Annotated in this window: 18 protein-coding genes; 7 read left to right on the top strand and 11 right to left on the bottom strand. The window is 60.5% G+C overall.

What is annotated here, in order from left to right; genetic code table 11:
- Nucleotides 1-42: 42 nt before the first annotated feature.
- The 4 genes from ACEE43_RS01285 to ACEE43_RS01270 all read right to left on the bottom strand — a co-directional run bounded on the left by ACEE43_RS01285 (nucleotide 43) and on the right by ACEE43_RS01270 (nucleotide 2,017).
- The gene (locus ACEE43_RS01285; protein WP_237206337.1) at nucleotides 43-249 is read right to left on the bottom strand and encodes a helix-turn-helix transcriptional regulator; all 207 of its coding nucleotides are present in this window, start codon (nucleotides 247-249) and stop codon (nucleotides 43-45) included.
- Nucleotides 250-252: 3 nt separating this feature from the next.
- A complete protein-coding gene (locus ACEE43_RS01280) occupies nucleotides 253-714 on the bottom strand; it encodes a hypothetical protein (protein ID WP_449107971.1) in 462 nt (153 codons plus the stop codon).
- Between the two features lie 215 nt (nucleotides 715-929).
- Nucleotides 930-1,355 (bottom strand): HIT family protein, encoded by a 426-nt coding sequence (locus ACEE43_RS01275; protein WP_431463873.1) that lies wholly within the window; start codon nucleotides 1,353-1,355, stop codon nucleotides 930-932.
- Nucleotides 1,356-1,366: 11 nt separating this feature from the next.
- Nucleotides 1,367-2,017, bottom strand: a complete 651-nt coding sequence (locus ACEE43_RS01270; protein WP_449107970.1) for an MBL fold metallo-hydrolase — start codon at nucleotides 2,015-2,017, stop codon at nucleotides 1,367-1,369.
- Nucleotides 2,018-2,202: 185 nt separating this feature from the next.
- Between ACEE43_RS01270 and ACEE43_RS01265 the strand changes: the two genes are divergently transcribed.
- Nucleotides 2,203-2,637 carry a Fur family transcriptional regulator gene (locus tag ACEE43_RS01265; RefSeq protein WP_237185843.1) on the top strand — a complete coding sequence of 145 codons (435 nt, stop codon included), beginning with the start codon at nucleotides 2,203-2,205 and terminating at the stop codon, nucleotides 2,635-2,637.
- Here ACEE43_RS01265 and ACEE43_RS01260 read toward each other — a convergent pair.
- The 5 genes from ACEE43_RS01260 to ACEE43_RS01240 form a co-directional block, all read right to left on the bottom strand.
- Nucleotides 2,609-3,523 carry a metal ABC transporter permease gene (locus tag ACEE43_RS01260; RefSeq protein WP_237199486.1) on the bottom strand — a complete coding sequence of 305 codons (915 nt, stop codon included), beginning with the start codon at nucleotides 3,521-3,523 and terminating at the stop codon, nucleotides 2,609-2,611. The two genes, ACEE43_RS01265 and ACEE43_RS01260, sit on opposite strands and share 29 nt — an antisense overlap.
- The gene (locus tag ACEE43_RS01255; protein ID WP_449107969.1) at nucleotides 3,520-4,377 is read right to left on the bottom strand and encodes a metal ABC transporter ATP-binding protein; all 858 of its coding nucleotides are present in this window, start codon (nucleotides 4,375-4,377) and stop codon (nucleotides 3,520-3,522) included. Before ACEE43_RS01255 ends, ACEE43_RS01260 begins: the two co-directional genes overlap by 4 nt.
- Before the next feature lie 5 nt (nucleotides 4,378-4,382).
- A complete protein-coding gene (locus ACEE43_RS01250) occupies nucleotides 4,383-5,342 on the bottom strand; it encodes a metal ABC transporter solute-binding protein, Zn/Mn family (protein WP_449107968.1) in 960 nt (319 codons plus the stop codon).
- A gap of 211 nt (nucleotides 5,343-5,553) precedes the next feature.
- Complete coding sequence (locus ACEE43_RS01245) at nucleotides 5,554-6,639, bottom strand: hemolysin family protein (protein ID WP_449107967.1); 1,086 nt, start codon at nucleotides 6,637-6,639, stop codon at nucleotides 5,554-5,556.
- On the bottom strand, nucleotides 6,636-7,979 hold the full coding sequence (locus tag ACEE43_RS01240; protein WP_237194372.1) for a hemolysin family protein: 1,344 nt from the start codon (nucleotides 7,977-7,979) through the stop codon (nucleotides 6,636-6,638). Before ACEE43_RS01240 ends, ACEE43_RS01245 begins: the two co-directional genes overlap by 4 nt.
- 404 nt (nucleotides 7,980-8,383) lie before the next feature.
- Here ACEE43_RS01240 and ACEE43_RS01235 point away from each other — a divergent pair, with 404 nt between their 5' ends.
- The 3 genes from ACEE43_RS01235 to ACEE43_RS01225 all read left to right on the top strand — a co-directional run bounded on the left by ACEE43_RS01235 (nucleotide 8,384) and on the right by ACEE43_RS01225 (nucleotide 13,137).
- Nucleotides 8,384-12,130, top strand: coding sequence for a multifunctional oxoglutarate decarboxylase/oxoglutarate dehydrogenase thiamine pyrophosphate-binding subunit/dihydrolipoyllysine-residue succinyltransferase subunit (locus ACEE43_RS01235; RefSeq protein WP_449107966.1), 3,747 nt, complete (start codon nucleotides 8,384-8,386; stop codon nucleotides 12,128-12,130).
- Nucleotides 12,131-12,304: 174 nt separating this feature from the next.
- Nucleotides 12,305-12,904, top strand: coding sequence for a GDSL-type esterase/lipase family protein (locus tag ACEE43_RS01230; protein WP_135011505.1), 600 nt, complete (start codon nucleotides 12,305-12,307; stop codon nucleotides 12,902-12,904).
- 158 nt (nucleotides 12,905-13,062) lie between these two features.
- Nucleotides 13,063-13,137, top strand: a complete 75-nt coding sequence (locus ACEE43_RS01225; RefSeq protein WP_377129465.1) for a 50S ribosomal protein bL37 — start codon at nucleotides 13,063-13,065, stop codon at nucleotides 13,135-13,137.
- Nucleotides 13,138-13,192: 55 nt separating this feature from the next.
- Here the strand turns inward: ACEE43_RS01225 and rsrA are convergent, their stop codons facing one another.
- Together rsrA and ACEE43_RS01215 are read right to left on the bottom strand one after the other, a co-directional pair.
- Nucleotides 13,193-13,471, bottom strand: coding sequence for a mycothiol system anti-sigma-R factor (gene rsrA / locus ACEE43_RS01220; protein ID WP_237185836.1), 279 nt, complete (start codon nucleotides 13,469-13,471; stop codon nucleotides 13,193-13,195).
- A gap of 14 nt (nucleotides 13,472-13,485) precedes the next feature.
- Nucleotides 13,486-14,184 (bottom strand): sigma-70 family RNA polymerase sigma factor, encoded by a 699-nt coding sequence (locus ACEE43_RS01215; RefSeq protein WP_449107965.1) that lies wholly within the window; start codon nucleotides 14,182-14,184, stop codon nucleotides 13,486-13,488.
- Nucleotides 14,185-14,420: 236 nt separating this feature from the next.
- Here ACEE43_RS01215 and ACEE43_RS01210 point away from each other — a divergent pair, with 236 nt between their 5' ends.
- The 3 genes from ACEE43_RS01210 to rsgA all read left to right on the top strand — a co-directional run bounded on the left by ACEE43_RS01210 (nucleotide 14,421) and on the right by rsgA (nucleotide 17,552).
- A complete protein-coding gene (locus ACEE43_RS01210; RefSeq protein WP_431463865.1) occupies nucleotides 14,421-14,951 on the top strand; it encodes a DoxX family protein in 531 nt (176 codons plus the stop codon).
- A 145-nt stretch (nucleotides 14,952-15,096) separates the two neighbouring features.
- Entirely contained in the window at nucleotides 15,097-16,464 is a 1,368-nt protein-coding gene (gene aroA / locus ACEE43_RS01205; protein ID WP_449107964.1) for a 3-phosphoshikimate 1-carboxyvinyltransferase, read from the top strand.
- Nucleotides 16,464-17,552: a ribosome small subunit-dependent GTPase A gene (gene rsgA / locus ACEE43_RS01200; protein WP_449107963.1), complete on the top strand. Its 1,089-nt coding sequence runs from the start codon at nucleotides 16,464-16,466 to the stop codon at nucleotides 17,550-17,552. Before aroA ends, rsgA begins: the two co-directional genes overlap by 1 nt.
- Nucleotides 17,553-17,555: the final 3 nt, after the last annotated feature.

The raw sequence follows: 17,555 nt of genomic DNA, 5'->3' as shown, positions 1-17,555 counted from the left end.
TAGTTGGTGGGTTTTTCCGATTTTCCTGGTCATTTCTCTCTTCTAGTTGTTCTCGGGAGCATCGGGGAAGAAAATATCCTCGATCCGGCAACCGAAAACTTCAGCAAGCTGGAAGGCCAGGGGCAGGGACGGGTCAAAACGTCCTTTCTCAATTGAGATGACGGTCTGGCGTGACACTCCGAGCACGTCGGCGAGCTGCTGCTGAGAGTAGCCCCGCTCAGCACGTAGTTCTTTGAGCTGGTTCTGCACAGGCTATGCATCCTTACGCTTGTAGACCTGGTAGCTCACAAGGAAGACCAGCATGGCAAGTACGGTGACGGAGGTCAGCAGAAGGGCCGGCGATACCTGCCAGTCGAAGATAGCGAAGACCCCGGCACCCAGCCCCATCGCTGCAATCATGAGGTGAAAGGTAGTTTCCGCTGCCTTCCCGTACCAGTGGTTTTCGATGCTGGATTCTGGGTTGCGGGTGGCTCCTTTAATGGTGTTTCGGTCGACCAAAACTACCCAAAAGGTGGCGGCTAACACCGGAATAAAAGCTAACGAGGCAACCGGCACCCACCACCAGGTGACTTGCTCAGGCTGAAGGGCGATAATACCCCAGGCCAGCAGCTGGGCCAGTGCAGTTGCACCCAGAATACTGACAAGTATCAGGGTTGCTTGGCTACCACCGAAGCGAGAACGGCCCCAGGTGCTTTGGGTCTTATCGATGCTCATGCCATCTCCTTATGTAAAGGTTGCTTTACAGTTGATGTGAAATAAACTTTACATACAGGTACGAGGCTATGTCAAACATACTTTACTTATTTTTAGGCCGTCGGCCCCTACGCCCCAGACACTCAGCCACTACACCAGAAAAGACCATCTAAATCAGAAAAACCCACCTAGTTGGTGGGTTTTTCTGATGTAGATGGTACCTACCTGGCGGAGGGCTAGGAAGCTACCGAGTCGCCGTAGCCCAGTTCGGTCAGGGCTGCCCTCAGCTTTTCAGCAGCCTCATCCATGGCAGCTGCATCGGGGTTACGGTTAGCCTGCTCGAAAGTGAACTCGCTCTGGTCAACAGCGGGCCACACATGAATATGGGTATGGGGCACATCAAAACCGGCAATAATCATGCCCACACGGGTGGGCTCAAAAGCCTTCATCAGGCCCTTCGATACCTTCTGAGCCACGTCAAAGAGATGGGCAGAGAGCTCCTCGGGCAGGTCAACCCAGTGGTCAATCTCAGCCTTGGGAACCACCAGAGTATGGCCATACTGGAAGGGCTCAATAGTCAAGAAGGCAACTACCTGCTCGTCCTCCCAGATAAAACGGCCGGGCAGCTCGCGGTTAATAATCTTGGTAAAAACAGTGCTCATGGGGCTTACTCCTAAATCTCTACAGACTGGCCGGGGGCCAGGTACTCAAAGGTGGTGCCGTACTTCTGACCAAAGTTGGTTGCATGGCCAACAATCATGTTTCGACCGTTTTCAGCAAGCAGTGAATCATGAATCTGGAAGGCCCGCGGGGCACGCACAGCGATAATGAAGTCAATGACCTCCTGGATCTTGTTCCAGGGAGCGTGAATCGGCACCAGCAGAGTGCCCACCTCAATGCCGTGGGGCACCACAAAAGAATCCCCTGGGTGGAAGAGGTTATCGTCAATCAGGTAGCCCACGTTATCAATCACCGGCAGCAGGGGGTGGATGACAGCGTGGTTGCCACCGAAGGTTTTGATAGAGAAGGACGAGAGAGTCAGCTCCCCATCAGCTTCCACCGACTTTGCAAGAGCCTCGGGCAGGGCCGCCAGCACAGCATCGACCACTGCGGCGGGGGCGTGAATGGTGGCCTGCGGGTTTTCTCGCAGAAAAGCAACCACCTTGCCCTCGTCGAAGTGATCGGGGTGCTCGTGGGTGACCAGAATATGGTGGGCCCCATCCAGTGCCTGCTCGACCTCGGAGAAGTTGCCGGGGTCGAGCACCAGCACGGCGCCGTCCTTTTCGAGCCTGACGCAGGAGTGGGTGTATTTCGTAAGTTTCATACCTACCACCCTAGTAGCTCCCACCACAGTCAGACTAGTTGGAGCTGACGGTTTCTTTCTGCTGAACACATACGCTGTTACGTGAAAACGTTGTTTTTCGCCCCGCGCGAGGGCCGTTTCTGCCCCGGGGAACCTGGTGTACAGTAGGCACAGAGAGAGACCGATTTTAGACGAGGGAATGACCCGTGAACACCAACTCAGCGTCGTCAGCCAGCAAGCCCACCGAAATCCGCAACACTAAACAGCGCCGGGCAGTCACCGCAACCCTCGAAACCCTCGAAGACTTTATTTCTGCTCAAGACCTGCACCAGCTCATGCTCTCGCGCGGCGATAAGGTGTCGCTGGCAACCACCTACCGTCTCTTGCAGTCCATGGTGGGCACCGGTGAGGTAGAGGCCCTCAAGACCGAGGACGGCGAAGCTATCTACCGCCGCTGCGACTCCGAGCACCACCACCATCACCTGCTCTGCCGTATCTGTGGGGCTGCCCGGGAATTTGAGATTCCCGAGCTTGAAGAGCTAGCCCTGGCGATTGCGGCAAAGAACGGCTACACCGAGGTCAAGCACGTCATTGAGATTACCGGGGTCTGCTCTAACTGCTCTGCCCACCAGCAGGGCTAGGTGCTGCTGCGGCTTCAGATGAGCGGACGCGCCCCGATGCTGAGTAGCGCTGACGGACGGCTCGTACCAGGCGGCAGACCACGAAGATGAGGAAAGACAGGGTGGTCACGTAGGGGCTGATAGGCAGGGAGCCTGCCAGAGCCAGAAGAATACCGCCCACCATGGCTGTTTCTGCAAAGAGCACTGAAAGAATTAGAGCGCGCAGGGGCGAGGCTGTGATTTGCAGGGCTGCCGCTGCCGGGGTAATCAGCAGGGCCAGAACCAGCAGGGAGCCCACCACCTGCACCGACAGGGCTGTGGCAATACCCAGCACAATCATGAAAGCAATGGAAAGGGCCTTCAGCGGCACCCCCTTGGCTGAGGCAACCACCGGGTCAAGCGAGGCGAACATGAGCGGCCGCCACATGATAGCCAGGGCCGCAATAATCACTACCCCGCCGATAACCATAGAGGTCAGTTGGGCAGAGTCAACTGAAACAATCTGACCGGTCAGCAGCGAGAATTTGTTAGCTGCCCTGCCCGAGTAGAGGGAGAGGAAGAGGATTCCCAGCCCCAGCCCAAAGGGCATCAGTGCACCGATAATAGAATCGTTTTCGTGGGCCCGGGCGCCCATCAGGGCAATCAAGAGGGCAGAGATAATGGAGCCCACCAGGGAACCGGTGACCACGTTATAGCCCAGGAGTAGGAAGAGGGCAGCTCCGGCAAAAGACATCTCGGCGATGGCGTGCACCGCAAAAGCGTGACGGCGGAGCATCACAAAGAGCCCTACAAAGCCACCGATAACACCCAAGATAGCCCCGGCGATAATGGACTGGCTCAGCAGGGCCACCAGCTCACCGTAGCGGTCAAAGACAAAGACCTTGCCCATAAAGTCCGCAAAAGTCATCGGTTATCTACCCCTTTCACGGGTGCAAGTAGCTGGGGGTGGTCGGTTTCCAGGGCGCAGTGGTGCTCCCCGTGCTCGCCGCCCACCACCACGTAGCGGCCGTTGGTCTGTATCACCGATACCGGAGTCTGGTAGAGGTCGGTAAGCACCTCACTCCGCATGACATGCTCTACCGACCCCACGGTGAAGCGTCCTCCCGCGAGGTAGAGCAGGCGGTCTACATGATCGATAATGGGGTTGATCTCGTGGGTCACGAAAACAACCGTAGCCCCGTGCTCCCGGTTGTAGCGGTGAATCAGGTCAGAGACCGCGTACTGGTGGTTGAGATCCAAAGAAAGCAGGGCCTCATCTGCCAGGATAATCTTGGGGTCATTGGCAAGGGCCTGGGCGATACGCAGGCGCTGCTGCTCGCCGCCCGATAGAAGCCCCACCGGCACATTGGCGTAGTCGCTGGCACCGACCGCATCGAGCAGGGAATCAACCTTCTCCCGGTAGGCCCGGTTCTTCACGCGGAAGCCCCAGCGGTGGCCGTCCACCCCCAGTCCCACAAAATCGCGGGCCCGCAGGGGCATCTCGGTGCCAATCGCCTTCTGCTGGGGGATGTAGCCGACGCCGGGGTTCCCCAAACGGGCGGGGGCACCCAGAACCGAAATTTTGCCAGCGCTCAGCTGGGTCAGACCCAAGATGACCTTGATAAAGGTCGATTTGCCCGAGCCGTTGGGGCCCAGGACGGCAAAATATTCGCCCTGTTCAACGGTGAGGTTGAGGTCCTGCCACAGGGTACGGTGGCCAAAGGAAAGCCCGCCCCCGGTCACCGTAAGGGCGGGGGCGAGCTGGGTAGAAGAGTGAGCCATAGGCTTTATGCTACTGCCTTTTCTAGGTTGTCGATGTTCTGGGTCATCCAGTCCACGTAGCCGGTGTTCTCGGGCAGGGTCTCGGTGAAGGAGACACTGGCAACTCCGGCTTCCTGAGCGAAGGTATAGATTTCGGTGGTCTGGGCGGTCTGGGTCTGCTCGTTGAAGGCCAGCAGGTCGATGCTGCCGCCGGTGAGGGCGTCTTTGGCTTCCTGCAGGGTCAGGGGGGCGATGTCGCTTTCGCTATCGACCGCTGCGATCAAATCTGCCGGGGTGGAGTCGGTGAAGCCGGCGTCCTCCAGCATGTAGCCCGAGACCGGCTCGGTCGCCAGGTAGGTACGCTCTTCGGTGTCGATAGCCTTGAGACGGTCAAGTAGCTGGTCAGCATCGGTGGAGAAGGTGGCAGCTGCGCTAGTGTAGGCGTCAGCGTTGGCGGGGTCGAGCTCAGCCAGGTCGGCTGCCACCTGATCAGCTACCTTCTTCATGGTGTCCAGGTCGTACCAGACGTGCTCGTTGTAGGAGTGCACGTGGTCAGAGTGGTCTTCACCGGTGGTGCTGTGCTCTTCTGCCATGTGGGCCAGGTCGTCGGCGCTAAAGAGGCCCGAGAGTTCTACCGCGTTCACCACGATCTGGTCGGGGTTATCGGTGTCGGCCATTTCGGTGAGGAAGGTGTCGTAGCCGCCGCCGTTGACGACAACCAGGTCAGCGTCTTTTACGGTCAGGCGGTCCTGGCTGGTGGCTTCGTAGGAGTGGGGGTCCACAGCGGTTGAGGCGATGAGCGGAGTGACCTCTACTTTATCGCCGCCGACTGCTGCCACCACATCGGCATAGACGTCGGTGGTGGTGACGACCTGCAGGGTTCCGTCGGTTGAGGACGAGGACGCGCTCGTCCCGCTTGACCCGCAGGCAGAGAGGGCCAGCGCCGATACGGCAAGCAGTGAGACGGTGGGGAAAATCTTTCGCATGGCGCTGTCCTTTGGTACGGAGTAAGGGATAGGGCTTCTGCCAGCCTACTCCTTTCTGCGAACGGTTCGCAAATAAAAAGTGCGTACACCGCATCACACCCGCGCCCCGCTAGGAATATAAGGACGCCCGCCCTACCTTCCCTGCCACGGGGCAGGAAAGGCGGAGCGGGCGTCCGCGCACTGGCAGAAACCGGTAGCTAGCTAGAGGAAATTAGTCGGCGCTGTGCTTTGAAGCGGCCTCCTCGCGGCGGCGCACATGCTCCTGGGTGGTGTCCTTAATTTCACCCACCAGCTCTTCCAGGATGTCTTCTAAGAAGAGCACGCCAACGCTCTGCCCCTGGGCGTCAACCACGTGGGAGACGTGGGCCCGGTTTCGCTGCATGGTGGCAAGGGCCTCATCAATGTCGGTGTCGGGCTTGACAATCGACATCTGACGTAGCTTAGACCAGGCAATGGGCTGGTCCATGCGATCAGCCTCGTAGACCAGGGCGTCCTTGATGTGCAGGTAGCCCATGTAGGTACCGTCTTGCTCGTCCTTCATCACGAAGCGGGAGTAGCCGGTGTGGGCAACGGCCCGTTCCAGCTCAGCGGGCGTACAGGGGAAGTTCATGGTAACCAGCTGGTCACCGGGCACCATAATCTCAGCAACGGTCTTCGAGCTGAATTCCAGGGCGCCAGACAGCACGCCGGAGCCGTCGTCCACGGTTCCCTCTGCGGTTGATTGAGCCACAATGCTTTGAAGCTCATCAAGGGTGAAGGTTGAGGCCACCTCGGCCTTAGGTTCTACCTTCATCAGGCGCAGGGTGTGGTCGGCAATCCAGTTGAGGAAGCCCACCAGGGGCTTGAGCACCCGCGAGACCGTGACCAGGGGCGGGGCAATCCACAGGGCAACGCCCTGGGCAGCCAGCGATACCGCCATATTCTTGGGCACCATCTCACCGAAGATAACGTGCAGGTAGGTCACCAGGATCAGCGCGAAGGCAAAGCCTACAGCGCTAGCCACCTCGTAAGGGATGCCCCAGCTTTCCAGAGGTGCAGACACCAGGTGGTGCAGGGCCGGCTCTGAAACATTCAAAATCAGCAGGGAGCAGACGGTAATACCCAGCTGGCAGGTAGCCAACATGAGCGAGACGTTCTCCAGCGCATAAAGTACGGTGACCGCGCGCTTATTACCGGTCTCAGCCAGCGGCTCAATCTGGGAGCGGCGAGTCGACATAATGGCGAACTCACCGGCCACGAAAAAGGCGTTACCAGCAAGGAGCACAAAGAGCAGGGCGATAGCTACCCAGTCGTTCATCGGGCCCCCTCCTTTCGAGCGGCAAGGTCATCTGTGGTGAGGGCTTCGGGAATAAAGCGGATGCGGTCAACCCGGCGCTGTTCCATCTTTTCTACACGCAGGCGTCCGCCCTCAACGGGCACCACGTCGCCGGTTTCGGGAACTCGGCCCAGGTGGTCCATCATGAAGCCGCCCATGGTTTCGTAGGCGGGGTCATCATCCACGTCGAGGGTTCCGATGTAGTCCTTGACCTCGTCGGGGCGGAGCAGGCCCGAGAAAATGTAGTCGCCATTGCCCACGCGCAGGGGGCGTTCGTCGAAGGAGTTGGTGTCGTGTTCGTCGGAGACTTCACCGACGATTTCTTCAACCAGGTCTTCAAGGGTGGTGATGCCGGCGGTGCCACCGTATTCGTCGAGCACTACGGCAAGCTGTAGGGCGCCCTCTCGTAGCTGCATGAGCAGGGAGTCCAGGTGCACGGTTTCGGGCACCTGCAGCACGTCCTCCATGAGCGTTCCGGCTTCCAGCGTGTCGCGCTTATCGAGGGGAAGGCCCACAGCTTTCTTCACGTGCACGACGCCCACGATGTTGTCCTGGTCTTCCCGGTAGAGGGGGAAGCGGGAGTGGCCGGTGGTGCGGGCCAGCTCGATGACGTCGCTGACAGGGGCTGTATCTTCGAGCATGATGACCTTGCGGCGCGGGGTCATGACGTCGGCTGCGGTGAGTTCGGCGAAGGAGAGGGTCTTATCGACGAAGCGGGCGGTATCGGAGTCTAGGGTGCCCAGGTCGGCTGAGCGGCGCACCATTGAAGAAAGCTCTTCGGGTGAACGGGCTGCCGAGAGTTCTTCCTTAGCTTCCATGCCGAAGCGGTGGAGTACCCAGTTTGCTGATCCGTTAGCGGTGCGGACGATGGGGCCCATCACCTTAGTGAAGAGCAGCTGGGCCGGGGCCAGGGTTCGGGCCACGCGGTAGGGCTCGGCAATCGCCAGGTTCTTGGGCACCAGCTCGCCGATAATCATGGAGAGCAGGGTTGCAATACCCATAGAGAAAATCAGGGTGAGCGCCGAGGCCACAGAGGGGGCCAACCCCCAGGACGCGATGGTGTCGCCGGCTAGGGCATTGATACCGCTGTCGAGGGTGTAACCGGTAAGTAGGGTGGTGATGGTGATACCCAGCTGGCAGCTTGATAGCTGGGTTGAGAGGGATTTGAGGCAGGCGAGCACTCGTTCGCCTGCGGCGTCTCCCCTATCAATTTCTTGCTGGACCTTGGACTGATCAAGGGCTACCAGCGAAAATTCTACGGCCACGAAGAAGCCGGTACCCAGAATCAGGGCAAAACCGATGAGAAGCAGGAGCCATTCCATGGTTTAGGCTCTCACCGCCTGCTGGGCTGGGCGCGGGCTGCCAGAGGTGCGGACGCCCGTGGTCAGGTTAAAGGATAATGCGCGCCAAAGCGCTCGTGAGGGCTGCGAAGATGCGCAGCAACTAGAAGGGTCTTCCATAGTGGTCAATTCTAGCGAATAATTATTGCTTTACTCAGTGGGCTCCCTTTCACCCCCTGCGAAATGCCAGCCTATTTCTGCCAGACAGTCTCACAGTGAGATGTCATAGAAAGTAGTGCGTTGGACGAACCCCCAAAACACTTCTAAACTAGACAAAGATATGCGGTACATCACGCGCCCAATGTAGTGTGCGATGCCCGCCCACCTCGTGCCAAAAGCGGTTTTGGCACCCAGCAATCACAAGAGATGGAAGAGGCGTAAGAGAAGTGCCAAACCAGCCAGAACATACTGTTCCCGAAGAGTTCGCGGGTAACGAGTGGCTCGTCGAAGAGCTCTTTGAGAAGTACGAGCAAGACCGCAACTCAGTCGACGAAACGTGGTGGCCCCTGTTTGATCAGTGGGCAGGCACAACCGGCAGCGCACCCAGCTCGCAGCAGGCACCGGCGCCCGCTGCAGCGTCCGCACCAGCCAAGGAAGAGCCCGCCAAGGCCCCCGCTCCCTCCACTCCCAAGACCCCTGCCCCTGAAACTGACCCCAAGTCAGCCCCACAGGCAGCCCCCAAGGCAAGCAACCCCTCAGCGACCAAGCCCGCCACCCCGAAGGAAGAACCCGTGAGCGACGCTCCCCAAGAAGACCAGATCGTTACCCTGCGCGGCCCCGCCAAGGCGGTAGCCGCCAACATGGACGAGTCACTGAGCGTACCCACCGCAACCACCGTCCGCGCTATCCCCGCCAAGCTGCTGATCGATAACCGCACCGAAATCAACAGCTACCTGGCCCGCACCCGCGGCGGTAAGGTTTCCTTCACCCATATCATCGGCTACGCCATCATCCGCGCTCTTGCAGCTTTCCCCTCCATGAACGTCAGCTACGGTGAGGACGCCAAGGGCAAGCCCGCCGCTATCCAGCACGCCCACGTTAACTTCGGCCTGGCCATCGACCTACCCCGCCCCGACGGCTCCCGCAACCTGGTTGTACCCAACATCAAGGGTGCAGAGAAGCTCTCCTTCTCAGAGTTCTGGGAAGCCTACAACGACATCGTCAAGCGCGGCCGTGAAGGCAAGCTCGGCGTTGAGGACTTCGCAGGCACTACCGTCTCACTGACCAACCCCGGCGGTATCGGCACCGTCCACTCCGTGCCCCGCCTCTCTAAGGGCCAGGCAGCCATCATCGGTGCAGGTGCCCTTGACTACCCCGCCGAGTACCGCGGTACCTCAGAAAAGGTCATTGCCCGCAACGGCGTCTCCAAGATTCTGACTCTCACTTCCACCTACGACCACCGCGTCATCCAGGGTGCAGGTTCCGGCGAGTTCCTCAAGATTGTGGAGCACTACCTGCTCGGTGGCGACGGCTTCTACGACCAGATTTTTGAGGATCTGCGCATTCCCTTCGAGCCCGTCCGTTGGGCTCGTGATAACCAGGTCAACCCCGAAGCAGAAATTTCTAAGGTTGCCCGTATCCAGCAGCTTATTCACGCTTTCCGCGTGCGCGGCCACCTGATTGCCCAGACCAACCCCATCGGCTACCAGATGCTCTCTCACCCCGACCTGCGTCTGGAGAACTACGGCCTGACCCTCTGGGATCTTGACCGCTACTGGCCCACCGGTGGCTTCGGCGAAAAGGAATCCCTGCCCCTGCGCACCATTCTTGAGCTGCTGCGCGAGGCCTACACCCGCACCCTGGGCGTGGAGTACATGCACATCGAGAACCCCGAAGAGCGCCAGTGGTTCCAGGACCGCCTGGAGCACGGCTACACCAAGCCCTCGCGCGACGAGCAGTTCCGTGTGCTGGGCACCCTGAATGCAGCCGAGGCCTTCGAAACCTTCCTGCAGACCAAGTACCTGGGCCAGAAGCGCTTCTCCCTGGAAGGCGGCGAATCCCTGATTCCCCTGCTGGACTCCGTCATCTCTGAGGCAGCGGACGCCGGCCTCTCGGGCGTCGGCATCGGCATGGCCCACCGCGGCCGCCTCAACGTACTGACCAACATTGCGGGTAAGTCCTACGCCCAGATTTTCCGCGAGTTTGAGGGGCAGATGGACCCCCGCCTGACCGGCGGCTCCGGAGACGTCAAGTACCACCTGGGCACCGAGGGTATCTTCACCTCCCACAACGGCAACCAGACCCAGGTCTACCTGGCCGCTAACCCCTCCCACCTTGAAGCCGTCAATACCGTGCTCGAAGGTATCGTCCGCGCTAAGCAGGACACCCTGGCTGAACAGGGCATCGGCAACTACCCTGTACTGCCGATCCTGGTTCACGGTGACGCCGCCTTCGCTGGCCAGGGCATCGTGCTAGAAACCCTGCAGATGTCCAAGCTTGAGGGCTACACCACCGGCGGTACCGTACACATCGTGGTCAACAACCAGGTGGGCTTCACCACCACCCCGCGCGATGGTCGTACCGCAACCTACTCCACCGACATCGCCCGCATGATCCAGGCTCCCGTGCTGCACGTGAATGCCGATGACCCCGAGGCCGTCGTCCGCGCAGGCTCCATCGCCTTCGCCTACCGCCAGGCCTTCAACAAGGACGTCGTCATCGACCTGGTCTGCTACCGCCGCCGCGGTCACAACGAGGCAGACGATCCCTCGATGACCCAGCCCAAGATGTACCAGCAGATTGAGGAACTGCCCTCAACCCGCAAGATTTACACCGAGGCCCTGGTCGGCCGCGGCGACATCTCCCAGGATGAGGCCGAGCGCGCTCTGAAGGACTACCAGTCCCGCCTGGAGCAGATTTTCACCGAGACCCACGAGGCCCAGTCGTCCTCCGCTCCCCTGGTCACCGCAGACGCCGCCGCTGTTTCTAACATCGAGCGCCCTGCTGCCCAGCAGAATGAGGATTCCGTTCACGTTGCCGGCGAGACCGCTATCTCTGCTGAGACCCTGGCTCAGATTGGCCAGGCCTTCGGCAAGATTCCCGAGGGTTTCACCGTGCACAAGAAGCTCAAGAAGCTGCTTGAACAGCGCGTCAAGATGTCAACCGAGGGCAACATCAACTGGGGCTTCGGCGAGCTTGCTGCCTTCGCCTCCCTCCTGCTGGAAGGCCGCGATGTGCGCCTGACCGGTCAGGACGTCCAGCGCGGCACCTTCGTCCAGCGCCACTCCGTGCTCCACGACTCTCTGACCGACGAAGAGTGGAACCCCCTGGCTAACCTCTCAGAAACCCAGGGCAAGTACTCCATCTACAACTCCCTGCTCTCCGAGTACGGCGTCATGGGCTTCGAGTACGGCTACTCCGTCGAACGCCCTGACTCCCTGGTGCTCTGGGAGGCCCAGTTCGGCGACTTCGCCAACGGCGCCCAGACCATCGTTGATGAGTTCATCTCGTCAGCAGAGCAGAAGTGGGCCCAGCGTTCCTCACTGGTTCTGCTGCTCCCCCACGGTTTTGAGGGCCAGGGCCCTGACCACTCATCGGCCCGCATGGAGCGCTACCTGCAGCTGTGCGCCGAGAACAACATGACCGTTGCTGTTCCCTCGACCCCGGCAAACCACTTCCACCTGCTGCGCCGTCAGGCCCACTCCCGTCCGCACAAGCCGCTGATTGTTATCACCCCCAAGCAGCTGCTGCGCCTCAAGGCTGCTGCCTCGTCGGTTGAAGACTTCACCAGCGGTAGCTTCAAGCCCGTCATCGAGGACCAGGGTAACCTGAACCCCGCTGATGTAACCCGCCTGGTCTTCGTCTCGGGCCGTCTCTACTACGATCTGGAAGCAGAGCGCGCTAAGCGCGGCGATAAGAGCACCGCAATTGTGCGAGTCGAGCAGCTCTACCCCCTGCCGTCCGCAGAGATCAAGGAGCAGATTGCTACCTACCCCAATGCGGAACTGGTCTGGGCTCAGGATGAACCTGCCAACCAGGGCCAGTGGCCCTTCATGGCTGTCAACCTGCTCCCCCAGATTGACTACCGTATGAAGCTGATTTCCCGCCCTGCCGCTGCTTCCCCCGCAGCCGGTACCGGTAAGCGTCACCAGCGCGAGCTCGATAACCTCATCTCCGAGGTATTCGACCGCTAAAGCAGGGCGCTCGCTCAGCTCCCAGTGCCCGAATCTTGCCCGTCAGGATTCGGGCACTGCCTGTTTGCGGTGCGCCCACCGTGCGCTGGCAGGCTCCAGGGTTTAGACTGGTACAGAACGAACGAGACCAACGTTGCGGGGCGACCTAGCCCTCAACCTTGTAGAAAGAAACACGTGGATCAGCGAAAAATTCGACTTGTAGCCGTTGGCGATGATCTGCTCGCAGGCGTCGGGGACCCCCGCACCCTCGGGTGGTTCGGGCGCGTTATGGCGCGTACCCCTCAGACCTCTGCCTCTATCTCTGCCTATAATCTGGCAGCTCCCGGTGAGGGCAGTGAACAGCTCAACGCTCGCTGGTTTGAAGAAGCCAGCCGCCGCTTTGCCCAGGGCCACGAAAATCGCCTAGTCATTGCCCCCTCGACCTTCGACATCGACCTGGGTCTCACCAGTGCCCGCTCCCGCCTGAACCTGGCGAACATGGTCGATATGGCCTCCCAGAACAATGTGAAGGTTCTGGTTGTTGGTCCCCCGCCCACTCTCGATGCTGAGCGCAACCGCAAGATTGCCGACCTGTCGGCAGCCTACGCCGATGTGGTGACCCGCCGTAACCACGTCTACGTTGATACCTTCAACCCCCTGCTGCACCATGAGCAGTGGCGCAATGACCTGGCAGCAAATGACGGCCGCCCCGGCCAGTCCGGCTACGGCCTGATTGCCTGGCTGGTTCTGCACCGCGGCTGGTACAACTGGCTTCAGATTTCAGAGCCCGTTTAAGGAAGCCCCTGGCTTGTGCCTGCCTCTGTGACCAACCCGGGGTGTGCAAAGCTAGCCAAGGTATGCGAAAATAGTGAGAAGTGCCTGTTCCAAGGTGCTATCGACCATTTGTGTTCCGTTATCCTGACGGGCACTCCACCTTGATCAAGGAGGCTCTCATGAGCAAGCGCGGTCGCAAGCGTAAGGATCGCCGTAAGGGTGGCGCTAACCACGGTAAGCGCCCCAACTCATAAGGCAATCAACAAGGGCCCCTACTCGCAGAAGCGAGCAGGGGCCCTTTGTTATTGGCTAGTTAGCTGCCGGGTGCCCTCCGGTATGGATGTCGTCGATGCAGGCGCGGATACGGCTTTTGAGGTCGACGGGGGCGGTTTCCTTGCAGGTGCGGCGCACTGCTTGGCGGATGATGCACTCTAGGTCGTATTCCTTGGCGCAGGTTTCACATTCGGCCAGGTGGGCTTGGAGTTCTTCGAGGTCCTGGCAGCTGAGCGGGTCGTCAATGTAGGTGTAGATTTTGGCCAGGCGCTCTTCGCAGGGAGTAGAAGGGCTCGGGTTGTGTACGGCGGTCATTGGTGGCTCCTTTCTTAGGCCCTAGCGGTTTGGCGGGCGCCGGCCTTGCCGGTGGTCGTGGTTTTGATGCCGCGCTCGGCGGCGTAGTCGGTGAGTTTGTCTCTGAGCAGTTTGCGGCCACGGTGCAGGCGGGACATGACGGTGCCGATGGGGGTATCCATGATCTCGGAGATTTCCTTGTAGGAGAACCCTTCAACATCGGAGTAATAGACGGCCATGCGGAAGTCTTCAGGGATGGACTGCAGGGCCTCTTTGATGTCACTGTCGGGCAGGTGGGCGAGGGCTTCGTTTTCCGCAGAGGGTAGGCCCTTGGAGTCGTGGGCTCCGGCCTGGGCTAGCTGCCAGTCTTCGACGGTGTCGGTGTTGGCCTGGTAGGGCTCGCGTTGGCGTTTGCGGTAGACGTTGATGTAGGTGTTGGTGAGGATCCGGTAGAGCCAGGCTTTGAGGTTGGTTCCGGGCTTGTACTGATGGAAGGCGGAGAAGGCTTTCATGTAGGCCTCTTGGACGAGGTCTTCGGCGTCCTGCGGGTTGCGAGCCATGCGCAGGGCGGCGGCGTAGAGCTGGTCTACGTATAGCAGGGCTTCTCGTTCGAAACGGGCTTTACGCTCGGCGTTGGTTTCGCGGGAGCGCACATCGGGTTCGTTGCCTTCGGGGGCGAGGACGTCGGTGGTCGGCGCAGGTTCAGTGCTGGGGGCCGGGGGCGTGGCTGTCATTTCCCTCCAGGTGTGCTGTGGTCTTTTGTCTTACTGTACCTGCCAATGGGCGCGGCTATGCGCCGAGTACACCAGATATAACGAGCGCTAGCGGCACTTATTCCCCAGAACCAGAGTAATTTTGCGCTGGTGGTGCAATAAAGTGGCTGAACCCACCGGTCTATATGTATGCTTAGTAGTGTTAGGTATCTGTGATACACCGCAAAGGGGCCTCGCACCCCGTGAAGGAGGAACTCATGTCATTGGTTCGCCGTTTTGCTCGCCCTCTGCTGGCTTCAAGCTTTATTATCTCGGGTGTTGACCGTCTGCGTGACCCCGAATCGTCTAAGCACCTGGCTAAGGTGGTTAATCTGGCTGCGACTTCTGCCCCTCAGCTTTCTGTGCTGCGTGGCCAGGAGAAGCTGGTGGGCCAGGCTTTGGCTGGCTCTCAGGTAGCTGCCGGTGCCCTCTTTGCCCTGGGTAAGCTGCCCCGTCTTTCTGCGAGCGTCCTGCTGGCTACCGGTGCTATTAACTCTTACGTTGAGTATCGCGCTACCGAGGCAAAGACTAAGGAAGAGAAGACTGCCCGCCGCAATGCTGCTGTGCTCAATGGCTCCCTGCTGGGCGCTATTGCTATCTCAGCTGTTGATACCGACGGTAACCCCTCACTGGCCTGGCGCGCTTCCAAGCTGGGTGATCAGGTAGCTAAGAAGTCCCATCAGCTGGCATCCGATGTTCAGGACGCTGCTTCTGACGCCCAGAAAAAGGTTGAGGACCTCTTCGCCTAAGCTGGCCCCTACCGGGTGTAAGCTCCCGCGAACTTTCGATAAACCCCGCACCAAACCGGTGCGGGGTTTTCTTGTTTGCCGCCCCGCCCACCTAAAATAGGGAGGGAGTACGCCGTAATAACTGATTCCGAAGTAGGTTTTATTTGTGGTTGATGCGACCAAGCAGCCCCTAGTTGCCGATGGAGACTGGCTAGCGCCCACCGTTACGGTGCCCGGCGGTGCCCATGCCCGGGTGGAGATTCCCGGGTCTAAGTCGCTCACCAATCGCTACCTGCTGCTGGCGGCTTTAGCCGATAGCCCCTCGGTGATTCATGCTCCCCTGCATTCGCGCGATTCGCAGCTGATGGTGGCTGCGCTGACTGCTCTGGGTGCCCTTTTTGAAGAGATTGAAACCGGTAGTGCCTTTGGCCCTGACCTGCGGGTGACTCCCCTAGATTTTTCTGCGACCGTTGCCCGTGAGGCCTCCATTGATGTGGGATTGGCGGGTACTGTGATGCGTTTTGTGCCCCCGGTAGCTGCCCTGCTGCCCGGTACTTTCCATTTCGATGGCGATGAGCATGCGCGGGTTCGCCCCATGCTGCCTGTGATTGAGGCCCTGCGGGGCCTGGGGGTTGAGGTTGAGGACGCCGGTCGCGGCTCCCTGCCCTTCACGGTCGTTTCTGCCGGTTCGGTGCAGGTGCCCGAACTGACCATTGATGCTTCGGGTTCTTCCCAGTTTGTCTCTGCCCTACTGCTGGCTGCCTGCCGTTTTGAGCGGGGTCTGGTACTGCGGCACGAGGGTGGCCCGGTGCCCTCGATGCCCCACATTGAGATGACCGTTGAGACCATGCGTGAGCTCGGTATTAGCGTCGACTTCAACGGCACCGATGCCTGGACCGTTGCCCCCGGTGGCTTCCCTGGCTTTGAGGTCACCGTTGAACCCGATCTTTCTAATGCTGGGCCCTTCCTGGTTGCTGCGGTAGCCACCGGGGCCTCGGTAACGGTTCCGCGCTGGCCTGAGTCCACTACCCAGGGTGGGGACCACTGGCGGAAGATTCTGCCCCTCTTCGGGGCTCGGGTAGAGCTGGCCGACGGGAACCTGACCGTCACCGGCCCTGCCGGCGGCGCGGCATCCGGCCTGCCCGGTGTTGAGCTCGATTTAGCCGAGGCCGGTGAACTGGCCCCCACCGTTGCTGCCCTCATCGCTCTCTCGCCGGCAACTAGCGTCCTTTCCGGTATTGCCCACCTGCGCGGCCATGAAACCGACCGGCTTGCCGCCCTGACCGCCGAGATTAACCGCCTGGGCGGTTCAGCCGAAGAAACTGCGGACGGTATCCGCGTCACCGCCCCTGTAGCTCACGGGGCCCTCATGCGCACCTACGCTGACCATCGCATGGCAACCGCCGCTGCCGTGATGGGTCTGGTGGTACCGGGCATCGTGGTTGAGAACGTCGAGACCACCTCCAAAACCCTGCCCAACTTCACCGGGCTGTGGCAGAACATGCTGAATCAGTGGCAGGCAGGTGCCGCCTAATGCGCCGTTCCTGGGATGAAAGCGATGTGCGCGTCCGCCCCAACAAGAAGGGCTCCCGCCCCCGCACCAAGGACCGCCCTGCCCACAAGGACGCCGAAATCGGCCGCATCATCACCGTAGACCGGGGCCGCTACACCGCCATCCTCGATGAGGGCAAGAGCAGCGAACGGGTTGTCACCGCCGTACGCGCCCGCGAGCTGCGCCGCTCCCCCATCGTGGTGGGTGACAAGGTTGCCCTCGTGGGTGATACCAGCGGCAAGCCAGATACTCTAGCCCGCCTCGTCCGGATCGAGGAGCGCACCAACCTCCTGCGCCGCAGCGCTGATGACACCGACCCCGTCGAGCGCGTCGTCGTCGCCAACGCCGATAACCTGGTCATCGTGGTAGCAGCAGAAAACCCCGAACCCCGCACCGGCTTTATCGACCGGTCCCTAGCAGCCGCCTTCGACGCTGGGCTCACCCCCATTCTCTGCATCACCAAGACCGACCTCAAACACCCTACATGGCTGCTGGACTACTACCGGGACGTCGAGCTCACCATCTTGCTGTCTAAGTCCAAGGACGGCCGCGCCCCCAGCGAGGAAGGCTCCGAGGGGCTCGACACCACCCTAGTTGAGCAGCTCTCTGAGTATCTCGACGGCTCGGTCTCTGTGCTTCTGGGCCACTCCGGTGTGGGCAAATCAACCCTGGTCAACGCCCTGACCGGGGCAGAACGCGCCACCGGCCACGTGAATGCCGTGACCGGGCGCGGCCGCCACACCTCGTCCTCAGCCCTGGCCCTCCAGCCCCAGAAGTCAGCCCCCGGCACCTGGATTATCGACACCCCCGGTATCCGCTCCTTCGGCTTAGCCCACGTCGAGCCCGACACCCTGGTCGCCTCCTTCACCGACCTTGCCCCGGGCTCAGCCAACTGCCCCAAGGGCTGTACCCACTCGGCATCCGCCCCCGACTGCGGCCTGACCGCCTACGTCGAAGCGGGCCAGGCCGGCCCCGCAGGCCCAGAACGCCTCGACTCCCTGCGCAAACTCCTGCGCGTCGACGAAGAAACCGGCGACACCGAGAAAGAACTCGGCGTCGTAGACCTCTAAACA

The sequence above is a fragment of the Rothia sp. 11254D007BW genome (assembly GCF_053548195.1).
This window is presented reverse-complemented; position numbering and strand designations above follow the sequence as displayed.